Below are 24,116 nucleotides of genomic sequence, written 5' to 3'. Positions count from 1 at the left end.
GGGCTCGGGCGTCATTTGCCGCCACAAGCGGCGCGCGTTGCTCAGCAGGCTCATGCCGCCGTGCGCCAGGTGACGCCTTGAGCAAGCAAGGCCACGGCGTCGGCGGGTATCAGATAGGGATGGGCTCGGTGGTGTACTCGCTCGGCCATGGCCGGGGGCGGGGCGGGCGCGCCGCTGGGTGTGCGAAACCGACTCGCCATGGCGTCGAAGACCAGCACCTCGGCCGGAGCGCAACCCTCATGCCAGGTCTCAACGACAAAAAGGTGACTGACGCGCCCAACGGCCTGTTGGCGAGAGAGCGCAGGCGGCTCTCGGCGCACGGTCAGCCGGGCCAGCTCCCAGATCGGGTGGCTGTCGACGGCCGGTGGCAGGGCCGAAAGGTCTATGCCGACCTCCGCAAGCCCTCCGCCGATCAACCAGCGCAGGAAGGCGAACCGCTGCCGGAACGTGAGGAGCGGGAACAGCTTCTGCAGGTCGCCGCGGCTTTCCCAGATCTCCAGGAACAGCCGCGTGAACGGAAGCCCGCGGGCGAGTTCCGGCACGGGGGCGTCGAAGCGGCGTCGCAGCGCCGCGCTGAGTTCGCCGGGCCAGCCCGCGCGATCGGCCAGCCCATAGGCCGCCAGGCGCAGCCCCGCCTTGGTCGTTTCACCCTTCACATAGCGCGCCGCGTGCAGCGGCAGGTCGGGGTCCCGCAACGCGTCGAGCGGGATCAGCCGGCCGGAGAACCGGCCGTCCAGCGACTCCGGCCCCAGCAGCCAGGCCTTCAGCCCCTCCGGGTCGGAGGCGAAGCGGTCGCGCAGGTCCTTGCGACCCGCCAACAGGGCGTCGATGGCGGGTGTCGCCGGCCCAGCCATCAGCCAGGCGGCCAGTTCGCCCGAAGGCGCCAGCCAGGGACCCTCCGGCGGCGGGACCGGTTCGCGAACGCCCTTGCCGGGCTCGACGGAGAGCCAAGCCTCGGCCTTGGCAGTCAGGCCGCCGCCGAAGTCCTCGCCCATCCGGGCTGCGGCCAGCAGCCGGCGGCGCTGGGCCGTGGTGGCGAGCTGGCCCGACGGGAAGGCGCGGTGGCCGTAGGGGACCTGAGCGGCCTGCTGATGACCGTTACGCCGCAGGACGGCCGCGTAGTCGGCGAGGAGCCCCGCTAGCGGCGAGTCCGCCGCCACGGCGATCCGATCCTGGTGCTTGGAGAGCAGGCCGGGATGGGCGGGATCGAAGCCGGAGAAGTGGAAAAAGCCCAGCGACTGGCCATCGACGGCCCAGCCGGTCTGAGTCTGGGCAAGCTCCCGCCCTTCCAGGTTCCAGTAGGCCAGGTTGAGGGTCGGCGTGCGCAGCAAGGCCAGGTCGCTCACCAGGCCAGGCGCGAGGTCCATCCACTTCTGGTCGGTGAACAGGCCGGCAGCGGGATCGACCCGGCAGTCGAACCGGCACTTCTCCGCCCACCAGGCCAGCAGGGCGTCGATCTGTGGCTCGGCGCGGGCGGCCATGAAGCCGAGGTTGTAGGCGCCCGAGGTCAGGATGACGTGGTCGTTGGGATTGGCTTCGCCCGGCAGAGGGCGCGTCATGTGTGGGGTCAGGACCAGGGGCGCGCGCGTTAGGCCCTCGCGCACCTCTTCAAGCGGCCGATAGACCCAGATGTCCGGATCCAGATAGGCGCCCGAGGTCACGCCGTCCTCGGCGAGCAGGGCGCGGAAGGCATGCGGCTTGACTGCGGTGTTGAGCTCGAGCGCGTCGTAGTAGGCGCACATAACGCCGTAGTCGGGAACCAGGGTCGCCGCGTCGATCACTCGGATCTTCGGATCGGCGAAGGCGATGGGACCGTCGGTGGTCACGACCACGCGGGCCGCTTTGGGCTCGGCGACCGCCAGGCTCTCCATCAGGCTCGCCGCCTGGGCCGCGTAGTTGCGCGACACGATGGTGAAGATGACGTCCACAGGCGCGGCTCCGGGCTGTCGACGATCTATCAGGCGGCGGCCAGCAGTTCGTCCAGCTTCTTGATGCTGGTCACGGGCGAGGCGACGCCGCTTTCGATTCGCATGACCTTGTTGCAGTAGAGCCTGATCAGGTCGAGATCGTGTGAGGCCAGCACCAGGATGCCGGCCCGTTCCATCAGGCCCAGCAACCGCTTGTGGGCGATCTTCTGGAATTCGGCGTCACCCACGGCGATCCATTCGTCCATCAGGATCACGTCGGCCTCCACGGCCGTGGAGACGGCGAAGGCCAGGCGCGCCTGCATGCCGGCGGAATAGGTCTTCAGCGGCATGGCCAGGAAGGGACCAAGGCCGGTGAAGTCGGCGATCTCCTCGAGCTTGTCCTCGATCTCCCGCGCCGTGAGGCCGGCGATGCGGCCGCGCAGGCGGATATTGTCGAGGCCGGTGGCCGACGGGTCGATGCCGAGATTGAGGTCGAGCAGGGCCGCGATCTGGCCATGGACGTCGATGGTGCCCTCATCGGGCTCGTAGGCGCCTGACAGGGCTCGCAGAAGCGTGGTCTTGCCAGAGCCGTTATGGCCGATCAGGCCCAGTCGGTCCCCAGCGCGCAAATGCATGCTGACCTTCGAAAGCGCCGTCACCTCGGTGGCACCGGTCATCGTCCGGCCGAGCTTGCCGCCCACCGTGATGCTGGCCAGCCGCTTCTTCAGCGACTTGGCGTCCACCCCGTAGACAGGGAAGCGCAGGGTGAGGTCGGTGACGCTGATCGAGACCTGAGGACCCTTCATAGGTAGTGCACGATCCGTCGCCGAATGTTGGAGAAGATGGTGAAGGTGGCGCCCCAGCCGACCAAGGCCATGGCGCCCAGCACCAGATAGGTGGTCGCGCCCGGCGCCTGCCCCAGCAGCGGAGCGCGGACGGCCTCCAGCATGTGGTGGAACGGGTTCAGCAGCAGAACCGCATGGTTCACCAGCCGCCCGCCCGGCAGCCAGAACACCGGCGTCATGAACATGGCGAACTGGGTGATCGAGGCGACGATCTGCGGGATGTCGCGGAACCGGGCCGAGGCCATCGCCGTGGCCAGGCAGATCCAGCCCAGGTTGAGCATGACCAGGACCACCCCCACCAGGGCCAGGGGCGCGTTGGCCTCGCGCCAGTGGTCATAGATGATCAGCACGCCCACGATGATCACCAGATGGTGGGCCAGGTTGATGACGTTGCGCAGCACCGTGCGCCAGATGAAGGTCATCATCGGCAGCGAGGTCTGACTCAACATGCCCGAGGCGCCGACGAAGGCGCCGCAGCCCTCGACGATCACATTCGAGATCAGCCCCCAGAACACGATGCCGATGGCGACATAGGGAATGAAGTCGTGGACCGGGATCTTGAACAGGTTGGCGTAGAGGAAGCCGATCCCGCCGACCATCAGGCCCATGGAGAGCGTGATCCAGAACGGACCGAGGATCGAGCCGCGGTATCTGGACACCACATCGTGCCAGGCCAGGGACCAGGCGAGGCCGATCCGCTGGAACGAGCCGCGCAGGTCGGCGAACGCCATGCTGAACTCGTGCATGGGCCCGCGCCGACCGGTGCGCACCATGTGTTGTACGGATTGCATCTCGTCTCCCGACTGACTTCCGGACGCGAAACGTCCGCAAGCCGTCGCGCGGTGGGTAACAGGTCGCTTTTTGCGGCGCAAGCATGGCGGACGCGGCGGAATCGACCGGGAATCAGCGGGTTCGAATCTACAGATCGGGGCGCTGTTTCGCGCCGCAACCCAGGCCGAGACCCGGAGCTGAGATTACGGATACGGGAAGCCCTAACCGCCTCATACGCTAATCGCGTATTATACCATTGACAGGATACGCGATTAGCGTATGTTCGCCGGATGGAAGTCGTTCGCACGGCGGCGTTTGAGCGGGCCGCCAAGAAGCTTGGCGCGTCGACTGAAGAGCTCGACGCCTTGGAGCGAGCCATCGCGGCCGACCCAGACGTTGGTGATGTGATCAAAGGCCTCGGCGGGGCCCGAAAGATACGCTTCGCGATGAAGGGCAAAGGGAAGCGTGGCGGCGGACGGGCGATCTATGTCGTGATCCGAGTTCGTGACGCGGCCTATCTGTTGATCGCCTATTCCAAGGGCGATCAGGTCGAGATTTCCAACACCCAGAGAGCCGCCATTCTAGCCTTCGTGGAGAGCTTCAAATGAAGATCACCGAACAGGATACCGATTTCGGGCGCGAATTGCTGGCCAGCCTGCAAGAGGTTCGTGACCACCTGGACGGCAAGATCGCCCTGCCGACCCGGATCATCGACGCCATGCCGGCGTCGCGGGTGAAGGCCATCCGCAAGGCCGTCGCCAAGAGCCCCAAGGAGTTCGAGCGCCGCTTCGGCGTGCCGGCCCGAACCCTTGAGGGATGGGAGCAAGGCCGCAAGCTGGACATCGCCGGCCGGGTTCTCTTGACCGTGATCGAGAGGGACCCGGACGCGGTGGAGCGCGCGCTGGCAATAGACCCTTTGATCTCGGGCGTTGCGCTTGAAGAGATGGACGCGGCGGTCCTACGGGAGGCGCAGCGGCGCTACACCCGCGAATGACGACTACAATTCGTTAGTCCGATCAGGAAACTCCGCATGACCTGATGCGTGTCCACAGTCGGTGCTTAAGCTTCGACGCAAGGCGATATCTCCCCTCTTGCCTAGCCTGAACCTTCAATCTCCGTAGTCTTTGAATGGCCGGCACGCTGGAAATTATCAAACTAGACATCTAAGTGACCCAATACAGTTGTGTATATACGGTTGGACGGTATCCTAAAGTATAGGGCGGCGTCCGATCGTGGGCAACTGCTAGAGCTCGCCGTCGTCCTCAAACGGCGGCGGGCTGGTCTTCATATGGGCGTGGTCGGCGCGGTACTGGTTGAAGTGCTTGCGCTCGGCGGGGGAGGGCTGGTCGACATCGCGGACCAGGCCGCCATAGGTGAGTTCGCGGGCCGTGCGCTTGCGGACCACGAACTCGATGCCGCACTCGCCGATCGGCGTCAGCGTCTGGTCGAAGCGGGGCAGGTCGTAGCGGAAGGTGGAGTTGAGCAGGGCCACCTTCTCCACGTCGGCGGCGGGGCCGAGGTTCGACAGCAGCTCCAGCACGTTGATCGAGGCCTCGCTCCAGGAGCGGGCCTTGAGCATGGTGAAGGTCCACTTGTGGTCGCGGTTGTGGGTCGAGGGCCAGACGCCCTGTTCGTACAGGTCCTCGTCGGGGACGGTGACGATCAGGAAGCCGCCGGGCTTGATGGCTCCGAACCAGGCCGCCAGGCCCGCGCGCGGATCGACCAGGTGCTCCAGGCAGTGGCTGGAATGAACGAAGTCGAGGCTGTCCTTCTCGACGCCCTCCAGGAACTGCGCGTCGCCGTCCTCCCAATCCCAGACCCGGACGGATTTCAACTCGGGGAAGAACGGCACATAGAGCGACAGCGGGTCGGGCTTGCCGCCGATGTCCAGGCCCTCGCCTACGAACCAGCGGCGGGCGAAGTTGGGGTCGGCCATGCGCCGGACAATGGATTTGGAGAGTTCTTTCACGTCGCGCGTCCTAGCGGGTTTCTCTGGCTACCGCACGTCCCAGGATTCAGCGCCAGTGGGCGTGAACCGGGCGGCCTGGGCCGCGCCGCCGAAGGTGGCCAGCAGGCGCTTGAGCCCTTCGCGGCGGGTGGGGTCAACCAGGAACATCATGAAGCCGCCGCCGCCCGCGCCGCTCACCTTGCCACCGAACACCCCGAAGCTCTTGGCGGCCTCATAGACCTTGTCGATCTGCGGCGAGGAGATGTTGTGGGCGATCTGCTTCTTCGAGCTCCAGCCTGAGTCCAGCAGGGCGCCGAACCGGGCGAGGTCGCCGGCGACCAGAGCGTCGCGCATCTCGAAGGCGCCGGCCTTGAGCGCATGCAGGCTCTCCATGGACTTGGCCTCATGGCTGCGCATCTTGGCGGTCTGCTCGTCGATGATCGCGGCGGACTCGCGACTGACCCCGGTGAAGTAGAGGACCAGAGAGGCCTCAAGCTCCTTCATCACCCGGGCCGGGACCTCGACGGGCTCGACCTCCACCTGCGAACCGGCGGCGAACCGCATCAGGTTGAGGCCGCCGAAGGCCGCGGCGTACTGGTCCTGGGCGCCGCCGGCCAGGGCCAGCTCCCGGCGCTCGATATCGAAAGCGAGCGCCGCGACGGCCTGGGCGTCCATCTCCAGGCCCATGAACCGGCGCATGGCCTCGACCATGGCCACCACCAGGGCCGAGGACGAGCCCAGTCCGGAACCGGGCGGGCAGTCGGCGGAGGTGATCAGGGTCAGGGGGATGGCCCGGCCGCCGGCATGGTCGGCCATGAAGCGGTTGTAGACGCCCTTGAGCAGCCGCAACGGCTCATCGGTGGGCAGAGGGGCGCTCGCCCTGGCCTGCCAGTCGATCTCGCCGTCGGCGGCGACCAGCCGGACCTGGTCGTCCTTGCGAGCCTGGATGGTCACATGGGCGAAGAGGTCGATGGCGGCGTTCAGCACCACCCCGCCGTGCTCGTCGCAATACGGCGCCACGTCGGTTCCGCCGCCGCCGAAGCCTAGTCGAAGGGGGGCGCGGGCGCGCACCAGTTCGTGACGCATCGTCGTCGGTCGGTCCAAGCTTCGTATCCGGGGTCCTGGCCGGGGTAGTCGCGCGCGGCATGCTTTGCAACCACGAACGGCCCGTGTAAGCCAGCCGCTTGTGGCGGTGATCCCCATTCGATGCAGCCGACCGAAACATTCCAGCCGCCCTTCGCCGGCCCATTCACGGGCTCGCTCGACTCCGCCCTGCTGGACGCCCGGATCTGGCTGGTCGTGCCTTGCTACAAGGTCCGCGACCACATCCTGAAGGTCATCGCCAAGTCGCCGTCCTGGGTCGAGGGCATCGTCTGCGTGGACGACGCCTGCCCCGAAGGCACGGCCGACTTCCTGGAATCGCAACCTCTCGATCCCCGCGTGGTGGTGATCCGGCTGGCGGAGAACCAGGGCGTGGGCGGGGCGGTGATCGCCGGTTACGCCGAGGCCGAACGGCGCGGCGGGCGGATCCTGGTCAAGGTCGACGGCGACGACCAGATGGACCTGACCTATCTCTCCCAGCTGGTGGCGCCGATCCTCCTGGGCGAGGCCGACTACGCCAAGGGCAACCGCTTCACCTCGATCAGCCACCTGACCGCCATGCCGCGGGTGCGCATCTTCGGAAATGCGGCGCTCAGCTTCGCGGCCAAGGTCTCCACCGGCTACTGGAACGTCTTCGACCCCACCAACGGCTTCACCGCCATCGAGGCCAGCGTCGCCAAGCGGGTGATCGAGAAGCGCATCTCGCGCCGATTCTTCTTCGAGACCGACCTTCTCTACCACCTGGGCACCCTCCGCGCGGTGGTTCGCGACGTGCCGATCCCCGCCCGCTACAGGGACGAGGTCTCCAACCTGCGGATCGGCGCCATCGTCGGACCCTTCGCACTCAAGCACCTGAAGAACTTCACCCTGCGGATTCTCGGCCAGTACTTCGTGCGCGACTTCAACGTCGCCACGCTGGAAATGCTGATCGGCGCGGGGTTCCTGAGCTTCGGCGCCGGCTACGGCCTGCACTGGCTGGCGGTGCGCGATCCGGGCCAGGCGGCCTCGGCCGGCGTGGTCATGACCGCGGCCCTACCGGTGATCATCGGGGTGCAACTGCTGCTGCAGGCTATGAACTTCGACGTCATCAACGTGCCGAGCCGGCCGATCCACCCTTATCTGCGCACGCTCGAGCGCATCGCCAGCGAGTAGCCCCTCCATGGGATGGACCAACGCCTTACTGTGCTCGCTGGTGGCCGTGGCCCTGCCCATCGGCCAGGTGATGTTCAAGTGGGCGGCGCTCTACAGCGTGCGACTCGAGGGACCGTTCGTCTGGCGGGTGCTCCAGAACTGGCCGCTGATGGGCGCCTTCGCCTGGTACGGCGGTACGGCCCTGCTCTGGTTCTATGTGCTGACGCGGGTGCCCCTGTCGGCCGCCTACGTCTTCTCGCTGATCGGCTCAGCCCTTGTGCCGGTTGCCGCTTGGGTGATCTTCAAGGAGCCGCTCTCGTGGCCCATGGCCATCGGGTACGCCTTGATGCTGGCGGGCTTCCTCGTCATCGTCAGCCAGGTGCGAGCCTAGTTGAGGGTGTCGGGTGGGGGTGCGTCGGTGGAAGTTCGAGATCGAGCGGCGGTGGCGGCATATCGCATCGTTCTCCTAGGCGGACTTCTCATCACGCTCGCGGCTAGCCTGCCCGGTCACATGTCGGTGGACTCCATCATGGAGCTCCATGAGGGGAAGTTCGGTGTCCGCGAGACGTTCGGCCCGGCGGTCTACTCCAAGATCCTCGGCCTATTTGACGAGGTGCTGCCCGGGACCGCGCTCTATGTCACGTCAAGCGCCCTCATACTGTTTGGCGCGTTGGCGTCGCTGACCGATTTACGGGGCCGCGCGACCTGGTCGGCCACGGCGTTGGCGGCCGTGCTCGTGCTTTCCCCGACCCTGCTGCTTTACCAAGGGATTGTCTGGAAGGATGTGCTCTTCGGCAACCTCACGGTGGCGGCCTTCGTCCTGCTAGCCCATGCCGAGCTCGCCAGAGGGGATCCGGCGCGGCGCTGGGCGACCTTGGTCGCGGCGGGCGTTGCCTTGGCGGTCGCGATGTCGGTACGTCAGAACGGGTTGATACTGGTTCTTGCCGCGGCGGCGGCCGTGGGCTGGCAAGAACGGTCAAAGGGTTGGGCCGCTGGGCTAGCATGGGGCGGCGTCAGCCTTGTCGCCGTTGTAGCGCTAGCGCAGACGCTGAACGTCTTGGCCCAGCCGGTCAGGGCTGGTCCTGACAAGGCGTTTGAGAGCGGCCTGCGGATTGTCCAGCACTACGACATCGTGGGGATCTTGGCTCACGCGCCCGAGGCCAGGCTGGCCGTTGTCGCCAGGACGCGACCGGAAGCCGCTCGTGTGATCGAGACGGAGGGCCGAAGAGTATATTCCTCGGAGCGCATCGATAGTTTTGATCAGAGTCCGCAGCTTGCACCGGCTCTGTGGAAAACCTCCAAAGAGGATATGCGAGCTCAATGGTTGGAGCTCGTTTCGAACCATAGTGGCGCCTATTTCGCGCACCGCTGGGAGGCGTTTGTCTGGGTGTTGATCAACCCGCAGCTGGAACGATGTGTCCCAATCCACGTGGGGGTCGATGGCCCCGCATCGCATCTCGTGGCCCTTGGCATCCCAGCGGGACAAAGCCGCGCCAACGTGGCCATCGCGAACTACGCGACCTGGTGGTACGTGACGCCGTTCTACTCGCACCTGGCTCTCGCCGCGGCGGCCCTGATCGTCGCCGGCTTCCTGGTCTTCCGTCGCGAGGGCGCCGACATGGTGATCGCCGCGCTGATGCTGGGAGCCTTGGCTTTTGCCGGGAGCTTCTTCCTGATCTCCATCGCCTGTGACTACAGATATCTTTACGCCCTCGATCTGGCGGCGGTGGCGGGGCTTCTCTATCTGGCCTTGGACCCGCCGGTCGTTCGCTTCGCGCGGGGGCCGTGACGGGCGGAGCCTGCGCATGAAGTCGATCCTGATCGCGATGCTCTCGACGGCTGCGGCTGTCCTGGGCGGTTGCGATGAGCCCGCGCCCTGGGCCAAGCTCGCAAATGTACCCCCGGAAGCACAGGGGCCCGCCAATCCACGCGCCCAGAATGTGACCTGGAACGAGGCTGCGGGCGCCTTCGAGATCGGCGGCAAGGCGCTCAAGGCCGGACGCCTCTGGACCTTCGACGGCTCCACGGAGGGCTTCGTCCTGGCCGGCGGCTTCGTGCTCCCGGCCGCGCCCACCGGGCTCGCGGTGCGCAATGTCGATTTCGACCCGATGCTGCGCTCGCCCAAGGGGCTGGAGCTTGACGGAGACCGCTACTCCCTGGTGCTGGTGCGCCTGACCCGCCATCGGCCCGGTGCGGCCTGGGACGGGGCGATCTTCTATTCCACCGCCAACCACGGCGAGTCGGGCGACTTCCGGTCCAAGCCGGTGGAGGGCGCGGCTCCCGGCGTCAACGAGACGGTGGTGCTGGTCTACGACATGGCCCACCCGAAGAAGGGCGGCGCTGACTGGACCAACTCGCTCATCGACAGCCTCCGGATCGATACCGACGACCAGGCCGGCGGGACCTTCACCATCCACCAGATCGCGGTGACCGAAAATCCGGGACCCGCGGCCCTGGGCGTCACGCCGCCGGCCCCGGTCGAGGTGAAGGATGAGGCGAAGGCCAAGGACGAGCTTCCCGAGGCGCCGAAGACCTAGTCGCCGGCCAACTCTTCCAGCCGCGCGGCGTAGCACAGGCCGATGGCGCGGGCGCTGAAATGGGTGCGGATGTGGCGTCGGGCGCGGGCGCCGAGCGCGCGGGCCTCGGCCGGATCGTCCACCAGCCCGGCCAGGAGCTGCACGGCGTGGTCGACGCTGGGGTCGGCCCAGACCTGGCCCTCGCCGAACAGATAGGCCCCCTCGGCCACCGGAATCAGTTTGTAGTCGACCAGCCGGCTGGTCTGCGGGGTCATGTAGTCGAGATTGCCGGAATAGGCGGTGGCCACCGCGGCGCGGCCCATGATCATCGCCTCGGCCGGCCCCCGCCCGAAGCCCTCGGACCGGTGCAGGGAGACGAAGGCGTCGGCGCAGCGCACCAGGTTCTTGATCTCATTGTCCGATAGCTGCCGGGTGATCGACTGCGCACGCGAGCCCAAAGCCGCGAGCCTGGCCTCCAGCGCCCGGCGGCCCGGATTGTCATCCTTGCCGCCCTTGTACTTGACGACCACATGCAGCGACGCGTCCGGCCGCAGGGCGACGAGCTTCTCGAAAGCCTCCAGCATGGCGAAGGGATTCTTCCGCTCGGCGTAGGAGGAGAAGTCGAAGAAGAACAGGCAGACGAAGGCGTTCTCTGGAATGCCGAAATGCCGCCGTCCCAGGAAGGCCGACACCGTCATCTCCACGGCCAGGGGCATGTGGACCACCGGCCGGTCCACGGCCCCGGCGATGCACTCGCGGATGAATTCCGACGGCGCCCAGACCTCGTCGAACCGCTCCAGGATACGCGCCCAGGGCTCGGGATATTTCGCCAGCTCCCAGGCCGGGTAGATGATGTTGTAGGCGCTCTGGAAGGCGGGGCCCGAGCCGATGTGCTCCAGCACCCCCATGGCTTGCTCGACCTCGTCGGCGTTGATGCAGAAGAGGTTGGTCTTCTCCGACAGGGCGGTGACGACATCGCCGCCGAACTCCCGCTCGAAGTCCGGGTCCTTGCCGCGGTCCATGCCGTAGACATCCAGCAGGCCGGCCTTCACCCCGACCGCCTTCAGCGCCCGCTGGGCCGAGCGGACATGCTCGGCCATGCCGATGGCCGAGAACGGATGTCCGACCAGGACGAGGTCGCCGCTCATGACTTGTCCACCAGGTCGGCGTCGTAGGCGTTCTTCACCGCCTCCAGCCAGCCGTGGCCGAACCGCTGGTCGGGCTCCAGGTGCGCGCCCTCGGCCCATTCGTTCCAGGCGTTGATGAAGACGATCCGTTCGTCGCCGAAGTTCTGGCGACGCGTCTCCTCGAACATGGCCTCGAGCCAGGCCTGGAAAGCGCCGGGCGTGGCGTGCTGGTAGGACCAGCCGCCGTCCTGGCGCCGGGCGGTGTTGTCCCAGGAGGGCATCACGCCGCGGAACCGGGTGTGAGCCGGCGGCGGGGTGTCCAGATAGCGCCGCACCATGGCCCGGTAGTCGTTCACCCGGCCCTCGAAGCGCGGATTGTACAGCGGCCCCGGCGGATGGATCAGGGCGCCCGCGCCCGAGGGCGGGAACTCCACCGAGGCGTCGAAGCCAAGGCTGGTCGGGTCGGTCTTGCCACCGGCGTTCTCGAAGCTCTCGACGAAGGCCAGGTAGATCTCGCCGATCCCGACCTTGCGGCAGTGGTCGCGCCAGGCCTTGGTCCAGGCCCTGGCGTCTGGCAGCAGGCCGGGCCGGTAGATCAGCACGAGCGGCTTGCCGCCGATCCGGATGTAGTTGGGCCGGATGAGATAGGGCGCCATCTCGGCGATCAGGGCTTCGGCGTCGCCCTTCGCATAGGTCTGGGCCAGCAGCACGTCACGCGCCTCGCCGTCCCAGGTCCGGGTCCAGTTCTCGTTGGCCCAGCACAGGCAGAAGGGGAAGTCGTCCGGCTTGCTGTCGAGCAGGGGCTCCAGCGGTTTTTCCAGCACCCGGCGACCGCCGGTGAACCAGTAGAAATAGTGGCAGAAGCCGCTCACCCCGTAGCGCTGGGCGAGTTCGGCCTGGCGCTGCAGGGTCTGAGGATCCGACAGGTCGTAGAAGCCGAGGTCAGCAGGCAGGTGGGGCTGATAGTGCCCGCGATAGTTCGGCAGGGCCCGAGTGACATTGGTCCACTCGGTGAAGCCCGCGCCCCACCACCGGTCGTTCTCCGGGATGGCGTGGAACTGCGGCAGGTGGAAGGCGATGGTCCGCACCGCGTTCAGCGCCTCCAGCCGCTCGCCCCAGCGTTCGACGAAGGCCTGCTGGTTGCGGGTGGCCAGACGGTGCTTGTAGCCGGCGTCGATGGAGTTGGCGGTGACGCTCAGGTGGTGGACGATCTCGGCGGTCGGCTCGTAGATCACCCGCAGGCCGCGCTCGCGCAGCCGGAAGCAGAGGTCGGCGTCCTCGCAATAGGCCGGCGCGAAGGCGAGGTCGAAGCCGCCCAGCTCGGCGAACACCTTGCGCCGCACCATCAGGCAGGCGCCAGAAGCGTAGTCGACCTCGCGCCGCACGTTCCAGCGGGCCAGGTCCGGGTCCTCGAACAGGCCGATCATCTCGGCGGCGCCGTCGACACCGATCCGCGCCCCGGCCTCCTGCAGCCGGCCGTCGGGGAACAGCATCTTCGGCGCCGTGGCGCCGACGTCCTTCTCCTCGGCGAAGGGGGCGAGCAGGGCGGCCAGCCAGCCGGGGCGCACCTGGACGTCGTTGTTCAGGAAGACCACGAACTCGCCCCTGGCCTTGTCCGCGGCCTTGTTGCAGGTGCGGATGAAGCCGAGGTTCTCGGCGTTGGTGATCAGCTTGAGGCCCGCGACCCTGGCCAGGATCGCGCTGGTGGCGTCTGACGACGCGTCGTCGATGACGATCACCTCGGCGCGCTCCAGTCCGCCGGCCGTCTGCAGGGCCGCCAGGCATTCGAGCGTGAAGGTCAGGTTGTTGTAGGCCGGGATGACGATGGAGACCTTGGGGCGCGACACGGCCTCGAAGGCCAGTTCGGCCGCCGCCTTCTCCACATCCCGCTCGGCCACCGAGATCAGCCTGGGCCTCTTGGCCTTCACCTTGGCGACGGCGCGTTCCTTGGCCCGGCGTCGGTCCAGGGTCATGTCGCGATAGGCCTGGATGTCGTAGGCGCCGGCGTCGCGCATGCGGCCGGAGCTGCGGAGTTGCTCGAACAGGCCGTCGTCGCCCAGGGCGCGGCGGCCGACGGCGCCCGGCTCGGGCTTCGGGGCCCGCGACAGGGCCCAGTGCAGCAGGCCCGCCACCGGCGTCTCGGCCGCCTCGGGATGCTCGATCAGATAGTTCGCCTCGTTGAAGTCGGCAGCCGGGGAGACGCCCTCGAAGGCGCCCTCCATCAGATAGTGGATCACCGGATGTTGGTCCGACGGCGCGGTGGGGTTCTGCTCCAGATAGAAGGCCACGTCGAAATGGGCGGACGGGTTACGCCGCTGCTCGGCCCCGTAGTCGAGGAAGTGGGAGAGGGCGTTGGAGCCCAGTGGGGCGGCGTCGCGATAATGCTCGGCGTACCAGACCGCCTCGAACAGCGGGTGGGGGCTGCGACCCTCGACCGCGCCGCTAGTCACATAGTGCAGCAGGGGGGCCAGGCCGCGGTCGGCGACATCGGGATTCTGGGCCAGGTACCAGTCGCCCGCGAACAGCGGGTGGGGGTCATAGCCACGCCGCCAGCCCTCGCGCAGATAGTGGATCAGCGGGTTCTCGCCGGAGTCGGCCACCTCCTCGGCCTGGCCGACGTAGTAGCGCAGGTCGAACAGGGGATGGGGGTCGAAGCCCTCCACCGCCCCGCGATGAATGAAGTGCTGCAGGGCGCTTAAGCCCGTGGCCGCCACCTTCACGGCATGGCGGCCGCGATAGTCCTTGAGGTCGAACAGCGGGTGTGGGTCGCGGCCCTCGCGGTCGCCGGCCACCAGGTAATGGGCCAGGGGCGCCCAGCGGGTGCCCATCAGGTCGGGGTTCTTCTCCAGGTACCAGGTCTGGTCGAACAGGGCCTTGGGGAAGGTCGCCGAATCGGGACCGGCCCTCACATAGTCCACCAAGCCCTTCACCGGCCCGCCTTCGCGGCCGAGATTGCGGTCGACCCGCAGGTCCCAGAGACCGGAGCGGGCGATCAGGGCCGCGCGGCCGGGCCACTTGGCCCGCGCCAGCATCAGGTCGAACTTCTGCTCGGTGGCGCCCTTCTCGGCCAGGCCCACCCGGCGGGCGGCGGCCTTGCGGAATCGGTTCCAGCGATCCTCGGCCACCACGCGTCGCGCCTTGTGCAGGGCGCGACGCTTGGCCAGCAGGGCGTCTGCGGCGGCGGGGTCGGGCTTTGGTTTTGTCGGTCGTCTGGCCAAGGCAGGGGCTCTAGCGGCCCGCGATCATGGTGTCGACCATGGCTTCGATCGTGGAGAGCTCCGACCGCAATCGCGCGACCTGGCCTTCCAGGGTGGAGATGTAGCGCAGGTCCATGGCCCGCAGGCCTCGCGCCTCAACCAGATCTGCCCGGGCAAGGTCCAGCGCCCGCGCGGCGGGTGAGACAAATACCCCCATCTGCGCCTTCATGTCGGCGACTTCGACGGCCACCTGGTCGAGCGCCTCGGAATCGCGCGGCGCGTCGCGAGCCGCAGCTTCAAACCAGTCGTAGGCCCGCTGGGCCAGAGGGCCTACGAGTGGAATGGCGCTAAGGTCGCCGCCCCCAGCGTCGTGGCGCAGGTCGGTGGTCAGGAAGGCGTCGATCTCGCTGGCGGCGCGCTCGCTGAGGCGGGGAAGTGCTGCGCCGTGCGCCGCCTCGATCCGTGTGACCTCCGCCCGCCAGTCGGCCAGCAGGCGGTCGTACCCGACGAATGCGCGCGGCATGTCGCGGGAATAGAGTTCGGCCGCCAACATGTAGGTGACCCACAGCAGGACCGACTTCTCGACCGGAAAGCCGTCACGCCGCATGAGCGATTTGGCCACTGACAGAGGATGGCGCACGGGCATCACCGCGCGGGCCGGCATGTTGCGGGCCTTCAACGTGGCGCGCCACAGCGGCGCCAAGACCGAGACGCGGGGATCCTTCAGCAGCGGAAACCAAGCCTCCCCGAACTCGGCGTCATAGAGCGCCAGCGCCTTGGCGGCCCACTCGGCCTCCTGCGGCCCTGGCAGCGGCTGGTAGGGGAAGGCGAAGACGTCGTCCCAGGCGCCGCCGCCGGCGCGCAGCCGCTCGTCGTTGAACACGGCGATCTTCCAGGGCTCGAAGTAGCCCTTGGCGTTGTGCTCATCGCCCGGCATCACGTTCTGCGGCAGTTCGGCGCCGGCCAGCGCGAGGAGCTGGGTCACCGCCGAGGTGCCGGAACGGTGCATGCCCAGGACGAGGTACGCCGCGCGATCGGCCTTCGATTTTCCGACTGTCGGTCTCGCCATGACGTTCGAGTTGTCCAGGTTCGCTGGCACCCGCTGTATGACTGCCCGCTGCGCCCGGCAAGTGCGGGTTCGGTTGATCGGCGAAGCCAACTGATGCAGAGGTGGGCCGCTTCGCCAGGGACAATCCGCGCATGGCCGCCGAGGCCCTCTCCGATCCAGGCTTTCGGTTGCTCCGGCTCGGCCTGGACGCCAACTTCTATCGCGAGGCCCATCCCGACCTGTTCGAAATGGACATGGATCCGGCGCGACACTACGCGGCGCTGGGCTGGCGTGAGGGGCGCGATCCGGCGGCTTGGTTCTCCACAGAGGACTACCTGCGCCAAAACGGTGATGTGGCGGCCGGCGGCGAGAACCCCTTCGTCCACTACCTGTCCCAGGGGCGGCGAGAAGGCCGCGAAGCCGTCCGATCACGACGCGCCGACGTGTGGCTCCGCGATCGACGCCTGGCGCGCGAAGGCGGAGGCCAGCAGCGCATCGGAACGGCCGAGCGCGCGGTGGTGGCCGCAGAATTCGACGAGGCCTTCTATCTCGGCCAGAACCCCGACGTCGCGCTCTCCAACATCAACGCGTTGAGCCACTTCCTCGAGGTCGGTTGGCGCGAGGGACGCGATCCGAACGCCGGCTTCTCGGTCAGTCGCTATCTCGAGCTCAATCCAGACGTCGGGGCCGCCGGCGTGCAGCCCTTCCTCCACTACCTGCAGGAGGGCCGCGCCGAAGGACGATCCCATCGCGACGAGCGCGGCTTTCGCTACGACGTGATCAGCCGCCTGAAACCCTTGCAGCAACGGGTCGAGGCGTTCGACTACTGGTCCCGGCAGGTCGAGCCTGGCGAGGCGCGGGACTTGGCGGCGGGCTTCGACCGCGCCCGGACCGGGCTTGCGGACCTGCACATCACCTTCAGCCACGACGACTACACAGCCAACACCGGCGGGCTGCAGCTCTGTGTGCAGCGCGAGGCCGCCGGGATCGCGGCCCTGGGTTACGACCACCTGCACCTGCATCCCTCGCGCAGTTGGCCGGTGGTGCGCACGGGTGCGGGCGAGGCCGCGGTGGGAGTGATGCTGAACGGCGCGCCGCTTGGGCACTTTGCCCAAGCAACGATCCTGGCGGAACTGAACCTCGCCCTAGCCGATGTCTCACCGCGCGCCCGCAGTTTCGCAATTCACAGCATGCTCGGCCATTCGGCCCGAGACGTCGTCGACGTGGTGCGCACGGCGGGCATGAACGCCGGCTATTTCTGGGTCCACGATTTCGCCGCCCTCTGCGCTGGAGTTCATCTGCTCCGCAACGACGTGGAGGACTGCGGCGCCCCGGCCCTTGGCAGCCCGGCTTGCGGGATCTGCGTCTACGGCCCCGGCCGCGGCCTGCACGTCTCCGAGCACGGACGGCTATTCAGCTATCTGGACCTCACGGTCGTCGCCCCGTCGCAAAACGCCCTGGACACTTGGCGGCGCTCGGGCCTGGACGCGCGCCAGGAGCTGGTCATCCCGCACGCTCGCCTGATGCCGAGCGGGGCCCGATCTCAACCACGCAAGCCAGGGCCGTTCCGGTTCGCCTTTCCGGGGGGCGCGTCGATCCACAAGGGCTGGCCAATCTTCCGCGACCTCGCCCTGCGATTTGCGGACGATCCCCGCTACGAGTTCTTCCATCTCGCCGAGAAGACCGTCGGGGGCTTGCCGATCTCGCACCACCCCGTCTCGGTGACCGCCGAGAAACCGCTGGCCATGCGTGACACCCTGCATCGCCTGGACGTCGACGCGGCCATGGTCTGGTCGATCTGCCGGGAGACCTTCTCGTTCACCGCCTACGAGGCGGTGGCGGCGGGTGCGGCGGTGGTGACCGGCCCCGACAGCGGCAATGTCCAGGCCTTCACCCGCGAGGACGAGTACGGCTTGGTGCTCGCCGACGAGGCCGCCCTTATCGCCGCGTTCGAATCCGGCGACATCCTGCGCCTGTCGCGGGACGTCCGGTCGCCGATTATCCAGGACCTGGGGTTCAGCGCCCTGACCGCCGATCTCCTGAGGGCCAACGCGTGAAGGTCACCTGCTACTCCAGCTTCACCTTCTCGTACCTGAACCGGGCGCGCGTCCTCTATTCGACCCTGCGCCGCTTCCATCCGGATTGGGAGTTGGTCGCCCTGGTCACCGACCGGCCGCCGGCAGGCTTCCGCTTTGACCCGGCCTCCGAGCCCTTCGACCGGCTGGTCTATGCCGACGACCTGGCCATCCCCGACTTCAAGGCCTGGCTATTCAAGCACGACCTGGTCGAGGCCTGCACGGCGGTGAAGGGCCCCTTCCTGCACCAGGCCCTGGGGTCCGGCGCCGACGCGGTGATCTATCTCGATCCGGACACCGCCCTGTTCTCCAGCCTCGATCCGCTGGTGGACCTGATGGCGGCCGACGACATCCTGCTGACCCCGCACCTGGTCGATCCCAACACCACCCGCGAGTCGATCCTCGACAACGATCTCTCGGCCTCGAAGACCGGCATCTTCAACCTGGGCTTCGTGGCCGTCCGCGCCCGGGGGGAGGGGCTGCGTTTCGGCCAGTGGTGGAACGATCGCCTGCTGGAGTTCTGCTACGACGACATGCCAGCCGGCCTGTTCGTCGACCAGCGCTGGTGCGACCACGTCCCGGCCCTGTTCGACAAGGTCAAGGTGGTCCGCGATCCAGGCTACAATGTCGCCAGTTGGAACCTCAGTCAGCGAACCGTGGCCATCGGCAAGGACGGGGCGATCACCGTCAACGGCGCGCCGCTGCGGTTCTGGCACTTCACCAAGCTCGGCCCCACCGGCGACGCGATGACACGCCGCTACGCCGGAGAGAACCACGCGGTCTACGAGATTTGGCGCTGGTATAAGGAGCAGGTGGAGGCCGCCACCGAGCCTGGCATTCCAGACCGCTACTGGGCATACGAGACCTTTGATGACGGAACGCCAATCCTGCGCGATCACCGCCTGATCTGGCGCGACCGCGAGGATCTGCGCGACCGTTTCGCCGATCCCTTCGACACAGGGGGCGGGGGTTTCCGCGGTTGGCTCGAGGCCGAGGGTTTGCTGGGGCCGGCGACGGCTTGACAGCGACAGGCCCGCGCCCGACAGGACAGGGTGCGACAGGAGGGGCCGCCTACCGGCGGCGGTGTTTTTGGCCGACTCCAAATCTAGTTTGACATCTCAAGGCAGCGGAGAGCTGAGCGGCAAGGTCGCCGATCTCGCCGTCCGCTTTGCGGCTCTGCGCGAGGAGGCGCAACGCGCCGCCTTGGCCGAGGGGCTTTGGCGTGCACGCCTGGGCTCAGCCCTTGAGGCGGTCGCCGCGGCGGAGCGGGCGGCTCGGGCCTCGGCGCTGTCCGCCTATAGAACGCTCGCTCGGCGGACGATCCGACCGCGCCGCCGAAACCGCGCCGCGAAGATGATAGACTTGGTACTCGCCCGATCAGGACCGATTGGCCAGACCGTGACGATCGCCCGATCAGGCGTGTGGGGCGGCGAGATATATTCATTCTCCGGGCGATTGCGGCAAATGCTGGCCATCATCGCCTACGTCCGGCGTGGCGCCGATCCGGCGGCCAAGCCCGAAACGCTGTTCGACCAGGCTTGGTACTTGCGCCAGGCGCCGGAGGTCGCGGCTGGGCGGGTCAGCCCGCTAGTCCACTATCTGACTTCCGAGGCTGCTTGCCGGCGCAGCCCCCACCCCCTGCTTCATTCCACCTTCTACGCGCAGGCCAACGCCGAGGCCCTTGCCGCAAGCGGCCTGACACCCCTGGAGCACTTCATGCGGGTCGGAGCGGCAGAAGGGCGCGATCCGCATCCGCTCTTCAGCATCGAGCACTATGTTGGCCAGGCCTGGGACCTGGTGGGGTCGGGCGCTAACCCGGTGATGCACTATCTGCAGCGCGGCTGGCGCGACCGGCTCACGCCCCACCCCCTCTTCGCGCCCGACTACTACGAGTCACAAATGGGAGAGCCGCCAGCCGGACCGCCCCTCGTCCACTACCTGAAGCAGGAGGGTCCGAAACGACACCGGCCCCACCCCTTGTTCGATCCCGACGCCTATCTTGGCCTCTATCCCGACGTGGCCTCGGGGGGCGATGAGCCATTGACTCATTATGTGATGGCCGGCGGGACCGAAGGGCGTAGTCCGAGCGTCTGGTTCGACGCCCATGCATATATGCGCCAGAGGGGTTCGGCGCGGCCCGATGAGCGCAACCCGTTGATTGACTATCTGCAGGGCGGAGCCTGGACTCTCGGAGAGCCCTGGTTGGATCCAGCCACCATTGAGGTCTGCGGGATGACGCCCCTGGAACGCTGGGCGCGACAGGGGCTCTTACCCGCCTAGGCGCCGGCGGCCCGAAGCTGGCGCCAAACGTCCCGGTAGTAGTCAGTCACGTAGTGGAACGGGCTAAGGCCCCATCGATGGCCGACGTCGGCCACACAAAACTCTTCCGCCGCACGGACACGGACCGCCCGCGGCACGGCGCGTGCGAAGGTCGTCTGGTAGGCCTCGAGACGGGCGTTCTGGGCCTCGATGCTGCTTACTCGCCCTTCCAGGATCTCAACGTCGGCGGGGAAGGGCCGCAGCGCCGCGTCCGCGTCGCGGTACTGTGTGGCCCATTGTGTCTCGTGCAGGATGACGGTCGCATCGCGCAGCGGCGTGAGCGAGAGGAGGGCGGCCATTTCGTCGGCTCCCTGCCGCCACAGAAGGTCGCAGGCGCGAGAGGCCCGTGCAATCGTCTGGGCGGAGGCGAACGGAGGTTGATCCAGCAGCCCGCTGACGTCCATTTCCCACGTATGGGAGACCAGGCCTCCGCCGACGGAGATCAGGTCGAAGCGTTCGTCTATGAAATCAAAGATGATGTGTGTCGGTCGATGCGCCACAAGGGCGGCAAGCGCAGTCTTCCGTACATCGGCGACCAGGGCGGCATACGGCTGGGGGCGCAGATCGCCGGGCGGCGCATCGGGCGTGATCAGGCCCGACGGCGTCGGTGCGAACAGCGTGGGCAGGCTGGTGCGAGAGACATAGAGCAGGTTCTCAGGCGCTTCGCCTAGGATCGGCCACAAGTCGCGCGTTATGCAGCTGCCGATGATGGCGATCCTGGACAAGACGTTCCCCGAGACGTGCGGCGCGGCCCGCATGTGGTCTACTAGCACACGCCTCAGGAGAGTAGCGCGGCGGGTTGCGCCATTGACATCGTACGGAGCCCCAAGCATGTCTCGCGCGTTTTCGGCGCCTTGCGCCTTGGACTTGGTTCATCAGAATCGCCGAAGGTCGCGGCGTCCACCGACCGCGAGCATCCACGGAACAGTCCGGCGCGCATGAACATCCTCAACCCGTTGGCAGACCAGCCGGACAACCCGCTCACGCGTTCGATCAAGGAGGGCTACACCCCCCTATGGTTCGCGGCGGGATTCAGCGCGGTGTCCAACCTCCTCTACCTGGCCCTGCCGCTCTACACCTTTCAAATCTATGGGCGGGTGATGACGAGCTACAGCGTGCCGACCCTGGTGGTCATCACGGTCGCCGTGCTGGCCGCCTTCATCATCTCAGGTCTGATCGACGACTATCGCGCCAAGGTGTTGATCAATTTCGGCGTGGTCATGGACCAACGCGTTAGCGGCAAGGTATTTTCGGCCTTGTTCGATGGGGTGTTGCGCGGCAATCCATCCCTTCGCTCGCAGGCCCTGCGCGACCTGGACGCCTTCCGGCAGATGCTGACCGGCTCGGCCTTCGCCAGCCTCTTCGACCTGCCCTGGCTGCCAGTCTTCATCGGCGTCCTGTTCGTCATCGATCCCTTGATCGGGGTGGTGACCCTCATGGGCGCCGTCATTCTGGTCGGCATCACCATCGCCCAGGATCGCGCCACCCGTCCGGCCTTAAAGGAGGCCAACGACGCTGCCCTGCGCAGCTATGGATTCACTGACGCGGCGCTGCGCAACGGCGAAGTTGTTCGGGCCATGGGCATGGTCGAGCCGCTGGGTCAGCGCTGGGCCGGTTTCCGCTCGGTGACCATGGAACGCAGCGCTGCCGCTAGCGAACGCGCCAGCGTCCTATCCAACGTCAGCAAATTCGCGCGCCAGGCGATCCAGGTCCTGATCATCGGCATCGGCGCCTATCTGGTGGTCAAGGGCGAGATCCACTCGGGATTGCTCTTCGCCAACATGATCCTTGCGGCTCGCGCCCTGCAGCCGATCGACCGACTGGTCGGCTCGTGGGACGGCTTGAACAACGGTTACCGCGCCTATCTGCGACTGAACACGCTGTTCAAGGACTGGAAGCCTTCCACACCGTCGACCGCCCTGCCCACGCCGATGGGTCAACTCTCGGTCGAGGCTGTGAACTTCGCCCCACCCGGCGCCAACCGCTTCGTGCTGCAAGGTATCAATCTCAAGGTGGAGCCCGGCGAGATGCTGGGGATCATCGGCCCGTCCGGCGCGGGCAAGTCCTCGCTGGCGCGCCTGATCGTCGGCATCTGGCAGGCCAACAGCGGCGCGGTCCGTCTCGACGGCGCCGATGTCTACACCTGGGATCGGGCAGAGTTTGGCAAGCATGTCGGCTACCTGCCGCAGGACACCGAACTCTTCGGCGGCACCATTCGCGACAACATCGCTCGCTTCCGTTCCGACGTGGAAGACGCCGCCGTCGTGCATGCGGCCCAACTCGCGGGCGTCCATCAATTGATCCTACGACTGCCCAACGGCTACGACACCGAACTCGGCGAGGCAGGCCACGTGCTCTCCGCTGGCCAGCGCCAGCGCGTGGGTCTGGCCCGCGCCGTCATGGGCAACCCGCGCCTGTTGGTGTTGGACGAGCCTAACGCCGCCCTCGACGCCGAGGGCGAGGAGGCCCTGGTCAACGCGCTCGACGGACTCAAGGCCGGCGGCGCGACCATTGTCATTGTCTCCCACAAGCCCAGCGTGTTCCGCAGCGCCGACAAGATGCTGCTGCTGCGCGACGGTCGCGTGGAGCTTTTCGGTCCGCGTGACCAGGTCATGGCCCGGGTGGTCCAGCCGGCCGCGGTCCAGAAGATCGAGGCCAGCCGGTGAAGTTCGAACTCGGACCTGTCAAACCCTATGTGACCCCCGCCTTCAGCGGCAGCGATCTCGTACCCCTGGACCCGGAGCTGCAGCGCCGCGTGAAGCGGCCGATGATCATGGGCTCGATCGTGGTCGGGGTGTTCGTGGTGGGAGTGACCCTGTGGGCGGCGGTCTCGCCCCTGGACAGCGCCGTGGTCGCGCCCGGCGCGGTGCGGGTCGAGGACAACCGCAAGACCGTTCGCCACCTCCAGGGCGGCACCGTGCGCGCCATCCTGGCGCGCGAGGGCCAGCACGTGAAGCTGAACCAGGTGTTGCTCCGCTTCGATGACGTGCAGACCCGCGCAAGCGTCGACGTCCTGCAGAACCAGTACGATAGCCTGCTCGCCCAAATGGCGCGCCTTCAGGCCGAGGCCACAAACCAGCGGACCATCGTCTTTCCGCCGGAGCTGATGGCGCGGGCGAACGATCCGCGGGTGGCGGGTGTGATTCGCGACCAACAATTCCTGTTCGCCACCCGTCTCCAGTTCTTCGAGACCCAGGGCGATGTGCTGGGCCAGAGACTGCAGCAGGTCGAGACCCAGATCGGCGGGGTGAAGGCTCAGATCGACGCGCTCAACGAGAGCGACCGGCTGACCAAGGAAGAGCTGGCCGGCTACCAGACCCTCTACGAGAAGGGCTATGCGCCCAAGACCCTGATCCTGCGCTACCAGCGCACGCTGGCCGAGCAGGCCGGCCGGCGCGGCGCGCTGCTGGCCGAGACCACCCGGCTGCGCGAGCAGATTGGCGAGACCCGGCTGCAGATCAACACCCAGCGCGAGGAACGGATCAGCCAGGCCGCCGAAGGTCTGCGCCAGATGCAAACGGGGCTGTCTGACGCCGGACCGAAGCTGACAGCGGCGACGCAGATGTTGGAGGCGGCTACAGTGCGTTCTCCGGCCGACGGCTATGTGCTCGACCTTACCCAGTTCACGGTGGGCGGCGTGGTGGCGCCTGGCGAGCGGCTGATGAGCGTGGTTCCGGCCGATGCGCCCTTGATCGTGACGGTGCGAATCAAACCGCAGGACACGGACATCGTGAAGCCAGGGTTGAAGGCGCGCGTGCGGCTCAGCGCCTACAATTCGCAGCGCGTGTCCCCGGTGGAGGCGGTGGTCGTCAATGTGTCCGCCGACCAACTGACCGACGAGCGGAGCGGCGAAAGCTATTTCCGGGCAGATGTGCGCATTCCGCCACAGGAGCTGACCAAGCTGCCGAAAGGCGTGAAACTAACCCCCGGCATGCCTGCGGAGGCGATGATCGTGACCGGAAAACGGACGGTCCTGTCCTATATCGTAAGTCCGCTGACCGACACAATTCGCGACGCCCTTCGAGAAGATTAACGCGGGGTGAATTTCCCGCGCGCAAACCCCGTTGGTGCGACGGATTCATGCCTTTTTACCTGTTGCGCATTTTCAACGGTTCCGATACGTCTTCCTCG

At 67.2% G+C, this 24,116-nt stretch carries 20 protein-coding genes; 11 read left to right on the top strand and 9 right to left on the bottom strand.

The window, feature by feature from the left end:
* Positions 1-50: 50 nt before the first annotated feature.
* From V6M51_RS12345 to V6M51_RS12335, 3 genes are read right to left on the bottom strand one after another with little or no spacing between them, the layout of a single operon-like run.
* A complete protein-coding gene (locus tag V6M51_RS12345) occupies positions 51-1,928 on the bottom strand; it encodes a hypothetical protein (protein WP_332767555.1) in 1,878 nt (625 codons plus the stop codon).
* A gap of 29 nt (positions 1,929-1,957) precedes the next feature.
* Positions 1,958-2,713, bottom strand: coding sequence for an ABC transporter ATP-binding protein (locus tag V6M51_RS12340; RefSeq protein ID WP_332767553.1), 756 nt, complete (start codon positions 2,711-2,713; stop codon positions 1,958-1,960).
* On the bottom strand, positions 2,710-3,543 hold the full coding sequence (locus V6M51_RS12335; protein ID WP_332767551.1) for an ABC transporter permease: 834 nt from the start codon (positions 3,541-3,543) through the stop codon (positions 2,710-2,712). The genes V6M51_RS12340 and V6M51_RS12335 overlap by 4 nt, the downstream gene beginning before the upstream one ends.
* Before the next feature lie 270 nt (positions 3,544-3,813).
* Here V6M51_RS12335 and V6M51_RS12330 point away from each other — a divergent pair, with 270 nt between their 5' ends.
* Both V6M51_RS12330 and V6M51_RS12325 read left to right on the top strand, forming a co-directional pair.
* Positions 3,814-4,131: a type II toxin-antitoxin system RelE/ParE family toxin gene (locus V6M51_RS12330; protein ID WP_332767549.1), complete on the top strand. Its 318-nt coding sequence runs from the start codon at positions 3,814-3,816 to the stop codon at positions 4,129-4,131.
* Positions 4,128-4,517 (top strand): helix-turn-helix domain-containing protein, encoded by a 390-nt coding sequence (locus tag V6M51_RS12325; RefSeq protein WP_332767547.1) that lies wholly within the window; start codon positions 4,128-4,130, stop codon positions 4,515-4,517. Before V6M51_RS12330 ends, V6M51_RS12325 begins: the two co-directional genes overlap by 4 nt.
* Before the next feature lie 249 nt (positions 4,518-4,766).
* On the opposite strand, the gene V6M51_RS12320 is transcribed toward V6M51_RS12325, so the two are convergent.
* The gene (locus tag V6M51_RS12320) at positions 4,767-5,492 is read right to left on the bottom strand and encodes a class I SAM-dependent methyltransferase (protein WP_332767546.1); all 726 of its coding nucleotides are present in this window, start codon (positions 5,490-5,492) and stop codon (positions 4,767-4,769) included.
* Positions 5,493-5,519: 27 nt separating this feature from the next.
* Positions 5,520-6,575 (bottom strand): GHMP family kinase ATP-binding protein, encoded by a 1,056-nt coding sequence (locus V6M51_RS12315; RefSeq protein WP_332767544.1) that lies wholly within the window; start codon positions 6,573-6,575, stop codon positions 5,520-5,522.
* A gap of 102 nt (positions 6,576-6,677) precedes the next feature.
* Between V6M51_RS12315 and V6M51_RS12310 the strand changes: the two genes are divergently transcribed.
* The 4 genes from V6M51_RS12310 to V6M51_RS12295 all read left to right on the top strand — a co-directional run bounded on the left by V6M51_RS12310 (position 6,678) and on the right by V6M51_RS12295 (position 10,240).
* Positions 6,678-7,724 (top strand): glycosyltransferase family 2 protein, encoded by a 1,047-nt coding sequence (locus V6M51_RS12310; protein ID WP_332767542.1) that lies wholly within the window; start codon positions 6,678-6,680, stop codon positions 7,722-7,724.
* Between the two features lie 7 nt (positions 7,725-7,731).
* Entirely contained in the window at positions 7,732-8,094 is a 363-nt protein-coding gene (locus tag V6M51_RS12305; RefSeq protein WP_332767540.1) for an EamA family transporter, read from the top strand.
* Positions 8,095-8,232: 138 nt separating this feature from the next.
* Positions 8,233-9,492 (top strand): hypothetical protein, encoded by a 1,260-nt coding sequence (locus V6M51_RS12300; RefSeq protein ID WP_332767539.1) that lies wholly within the window; start codon positions 8,233-8,235, stop codon positions 9,490-9,492.
* Positions 9,493-9,508: 16 nt separating this feature from the next.
* The gene (locus V6M51_RS12295) at positions 9,509-10,240 is read left to right on the top strand and encodes a hypothetical protein (RefSeq protein WP_332767537.1); all 732 of its coding nucleotides are present in this window, start codon (positions 9,509-9,511) and stop codon (positions 10,238-10,240) included.
* Here the strand turns inward: V6M51_RS12295 and V6M51_RS12290 are convergent.
* Genes V6M51_RS12290 through V6M51_RS12280 form a run of 3 tightly spaced genes read right to left on the bottom strand, consistent with a single transcriptional unit; the run spans position 10,237 to position 15,612 of the window.
* The gene (locus V6M51_RS12290) at positions 10,237-11,367 is read right to left on the bottom strand and encodes a glycosyltransferase family 4 protein (protein WP_332767536.1); all 1,131 of its coding nucleotides are present in this window, start codon (positions 11,365-11,367) and stop codon (positions 10,237-10,239) included. The two genes, V6M51_RS12295 and V6M51_RS12290, sit on opposite strands and share 4 nt — an antisense overlap.
* Positions 11,364-14,564, bottom strand: coding sequence for a glycoside hydrolase family 99-like domain-containing protein (locus tag V6M51_RS12285; protein ID WP_332767534.1), 3,201 nt, complete (start codon positions 14,562-14,564; stop codon positions 11,364-11,366). Before V6M51_RS12285 ends, V6M51_RS12290 begins: the two co-directional genes overlap by 4 nt.
* Before the next feature lie 10 nt (positions 14,565-14,574).
* Complete coding sequence (locus tag V6M51_RS12280) at positions 14,575-15,612, bottom strand: sulfotransferase family protein (protein ID WP_332767532.1); 1,038 nt, start codon at positions 15,610-15,612, stop codon at positions 14,575-14,577.
* A 101-nt stretch (positions 15,613-15,713) separates the two neighbouring features.
* Between V6M51_RS12280 and V6M51_RS12275 the strand changes: the two genes are divergently transcribed.
* The 3 genes from V6M51_RS12275 to V6M51_RS12265 all read left to right on the top strand — a co-directional run bounded on the left by V6M51_RS12275 (position 15,714) and on the right by V6M51_RS12265 (position 19,946).
* Positions 15,714-17,648 carry a hypothetical protein gene (locus tag V6M51_RS12275; protein WP_332767530.1) on the top strand — a complete coding sequence of 645 codons (1,935 nt, stop codon included), beginning with the start codon at positions 15,714-15,716 and terminating at the stop codon, positions 17,646-17,648.
* A complete protein-coding gene (locus tag V6M51_RS12270; protein ID WP_332767529.1) occupies positions 17,645-18,688 on the top strand; it encodes a hypothetical protein in 1,044 nt (347 codons plus the stop codon). The genes V6M51_RS12275 and V6M51_RS12270 overlap by 4 nt, the downstream gene beginning before the upstream one ends.
* Before the next feature lie 442 nt (positions 18,689-19,130).
* A complete protein-coding gene (locus tag V6M51_RS12265; RefSeq protein WP_332767528.1) occupies positions 19,131-19,946 on the top strand; it encodes a hypothetical protein in 816 nt (271 codons plus the stop codon).
* Here the strand turns inward: V6M51_RS12265 and V6M51_RS12260 are convergent.
* Positions 19,943-20,710 (bottom strand): DUF6270 domain-containing protein, encoded by a 768-nt coding sequence (locus V6M51_RS12260; RefSeq protein ID WP_332767526.1) that lies wholly within the window; start codon positions 20,708-20,710, stop codon positions 19,943-19,945. The genes V6M51_RS12265 and V6M51_RS12260 overlap by 4 nt on opposite strands.
* 213 nt (positions 20,711-20,923) lie before the next feature.
* On the opposite strand from V6M51_RS12260, the gene V6M51_RS12255 reads away from it, so the two are divergent.
* Together V6M51_RS12255 and V6M51_RS12250 are read left to right on the top strand one after the other, a co-directional pair.
* Positions 20,924-22,651: a type I secretion system permease/ATPase gene (locus V6M51_RS12255; protein ID WP_332767524.1), complete on the top strand. Its 1,728-nt coding sequence runs from the start codon at positions 20,924-20,926 to the stop codon at positions 22,649-22,651.
* The gene (locus V6M51_RS12250; protein ID WP_332767523.1) at positions 22,648-24,018 is read left to right on the top strand and encodes an HlyD family type I secretion periplasmic adaptor subunit; all 1,371 of its coding nucleotides are present in this window, start codon (positions 22,648-22,650) and stop codon (positions 24,016-24,018) included. The genes V6M51_RS12255 and V6M51_RS12250 overlap by 4 nt, the downstream gene beginning before the upstream one ends.
* Positions 24,019-24,116: the final 98 nt, after the last annotated feature.

This window comes from Phenylobacterium sp. (assembly GCF_036677185.1).
Classification (GTDB): domain Bacteria; phylum Pseudomonadota; class Alphaproteobacteria; order Caulobacterales; family Caulobacteraceae; genus Phenylobacterium.
Note: the sequence above shows the minus strand (reverse complement) of the source record. Positions and strands in the feature narration are given on the sequence as shown.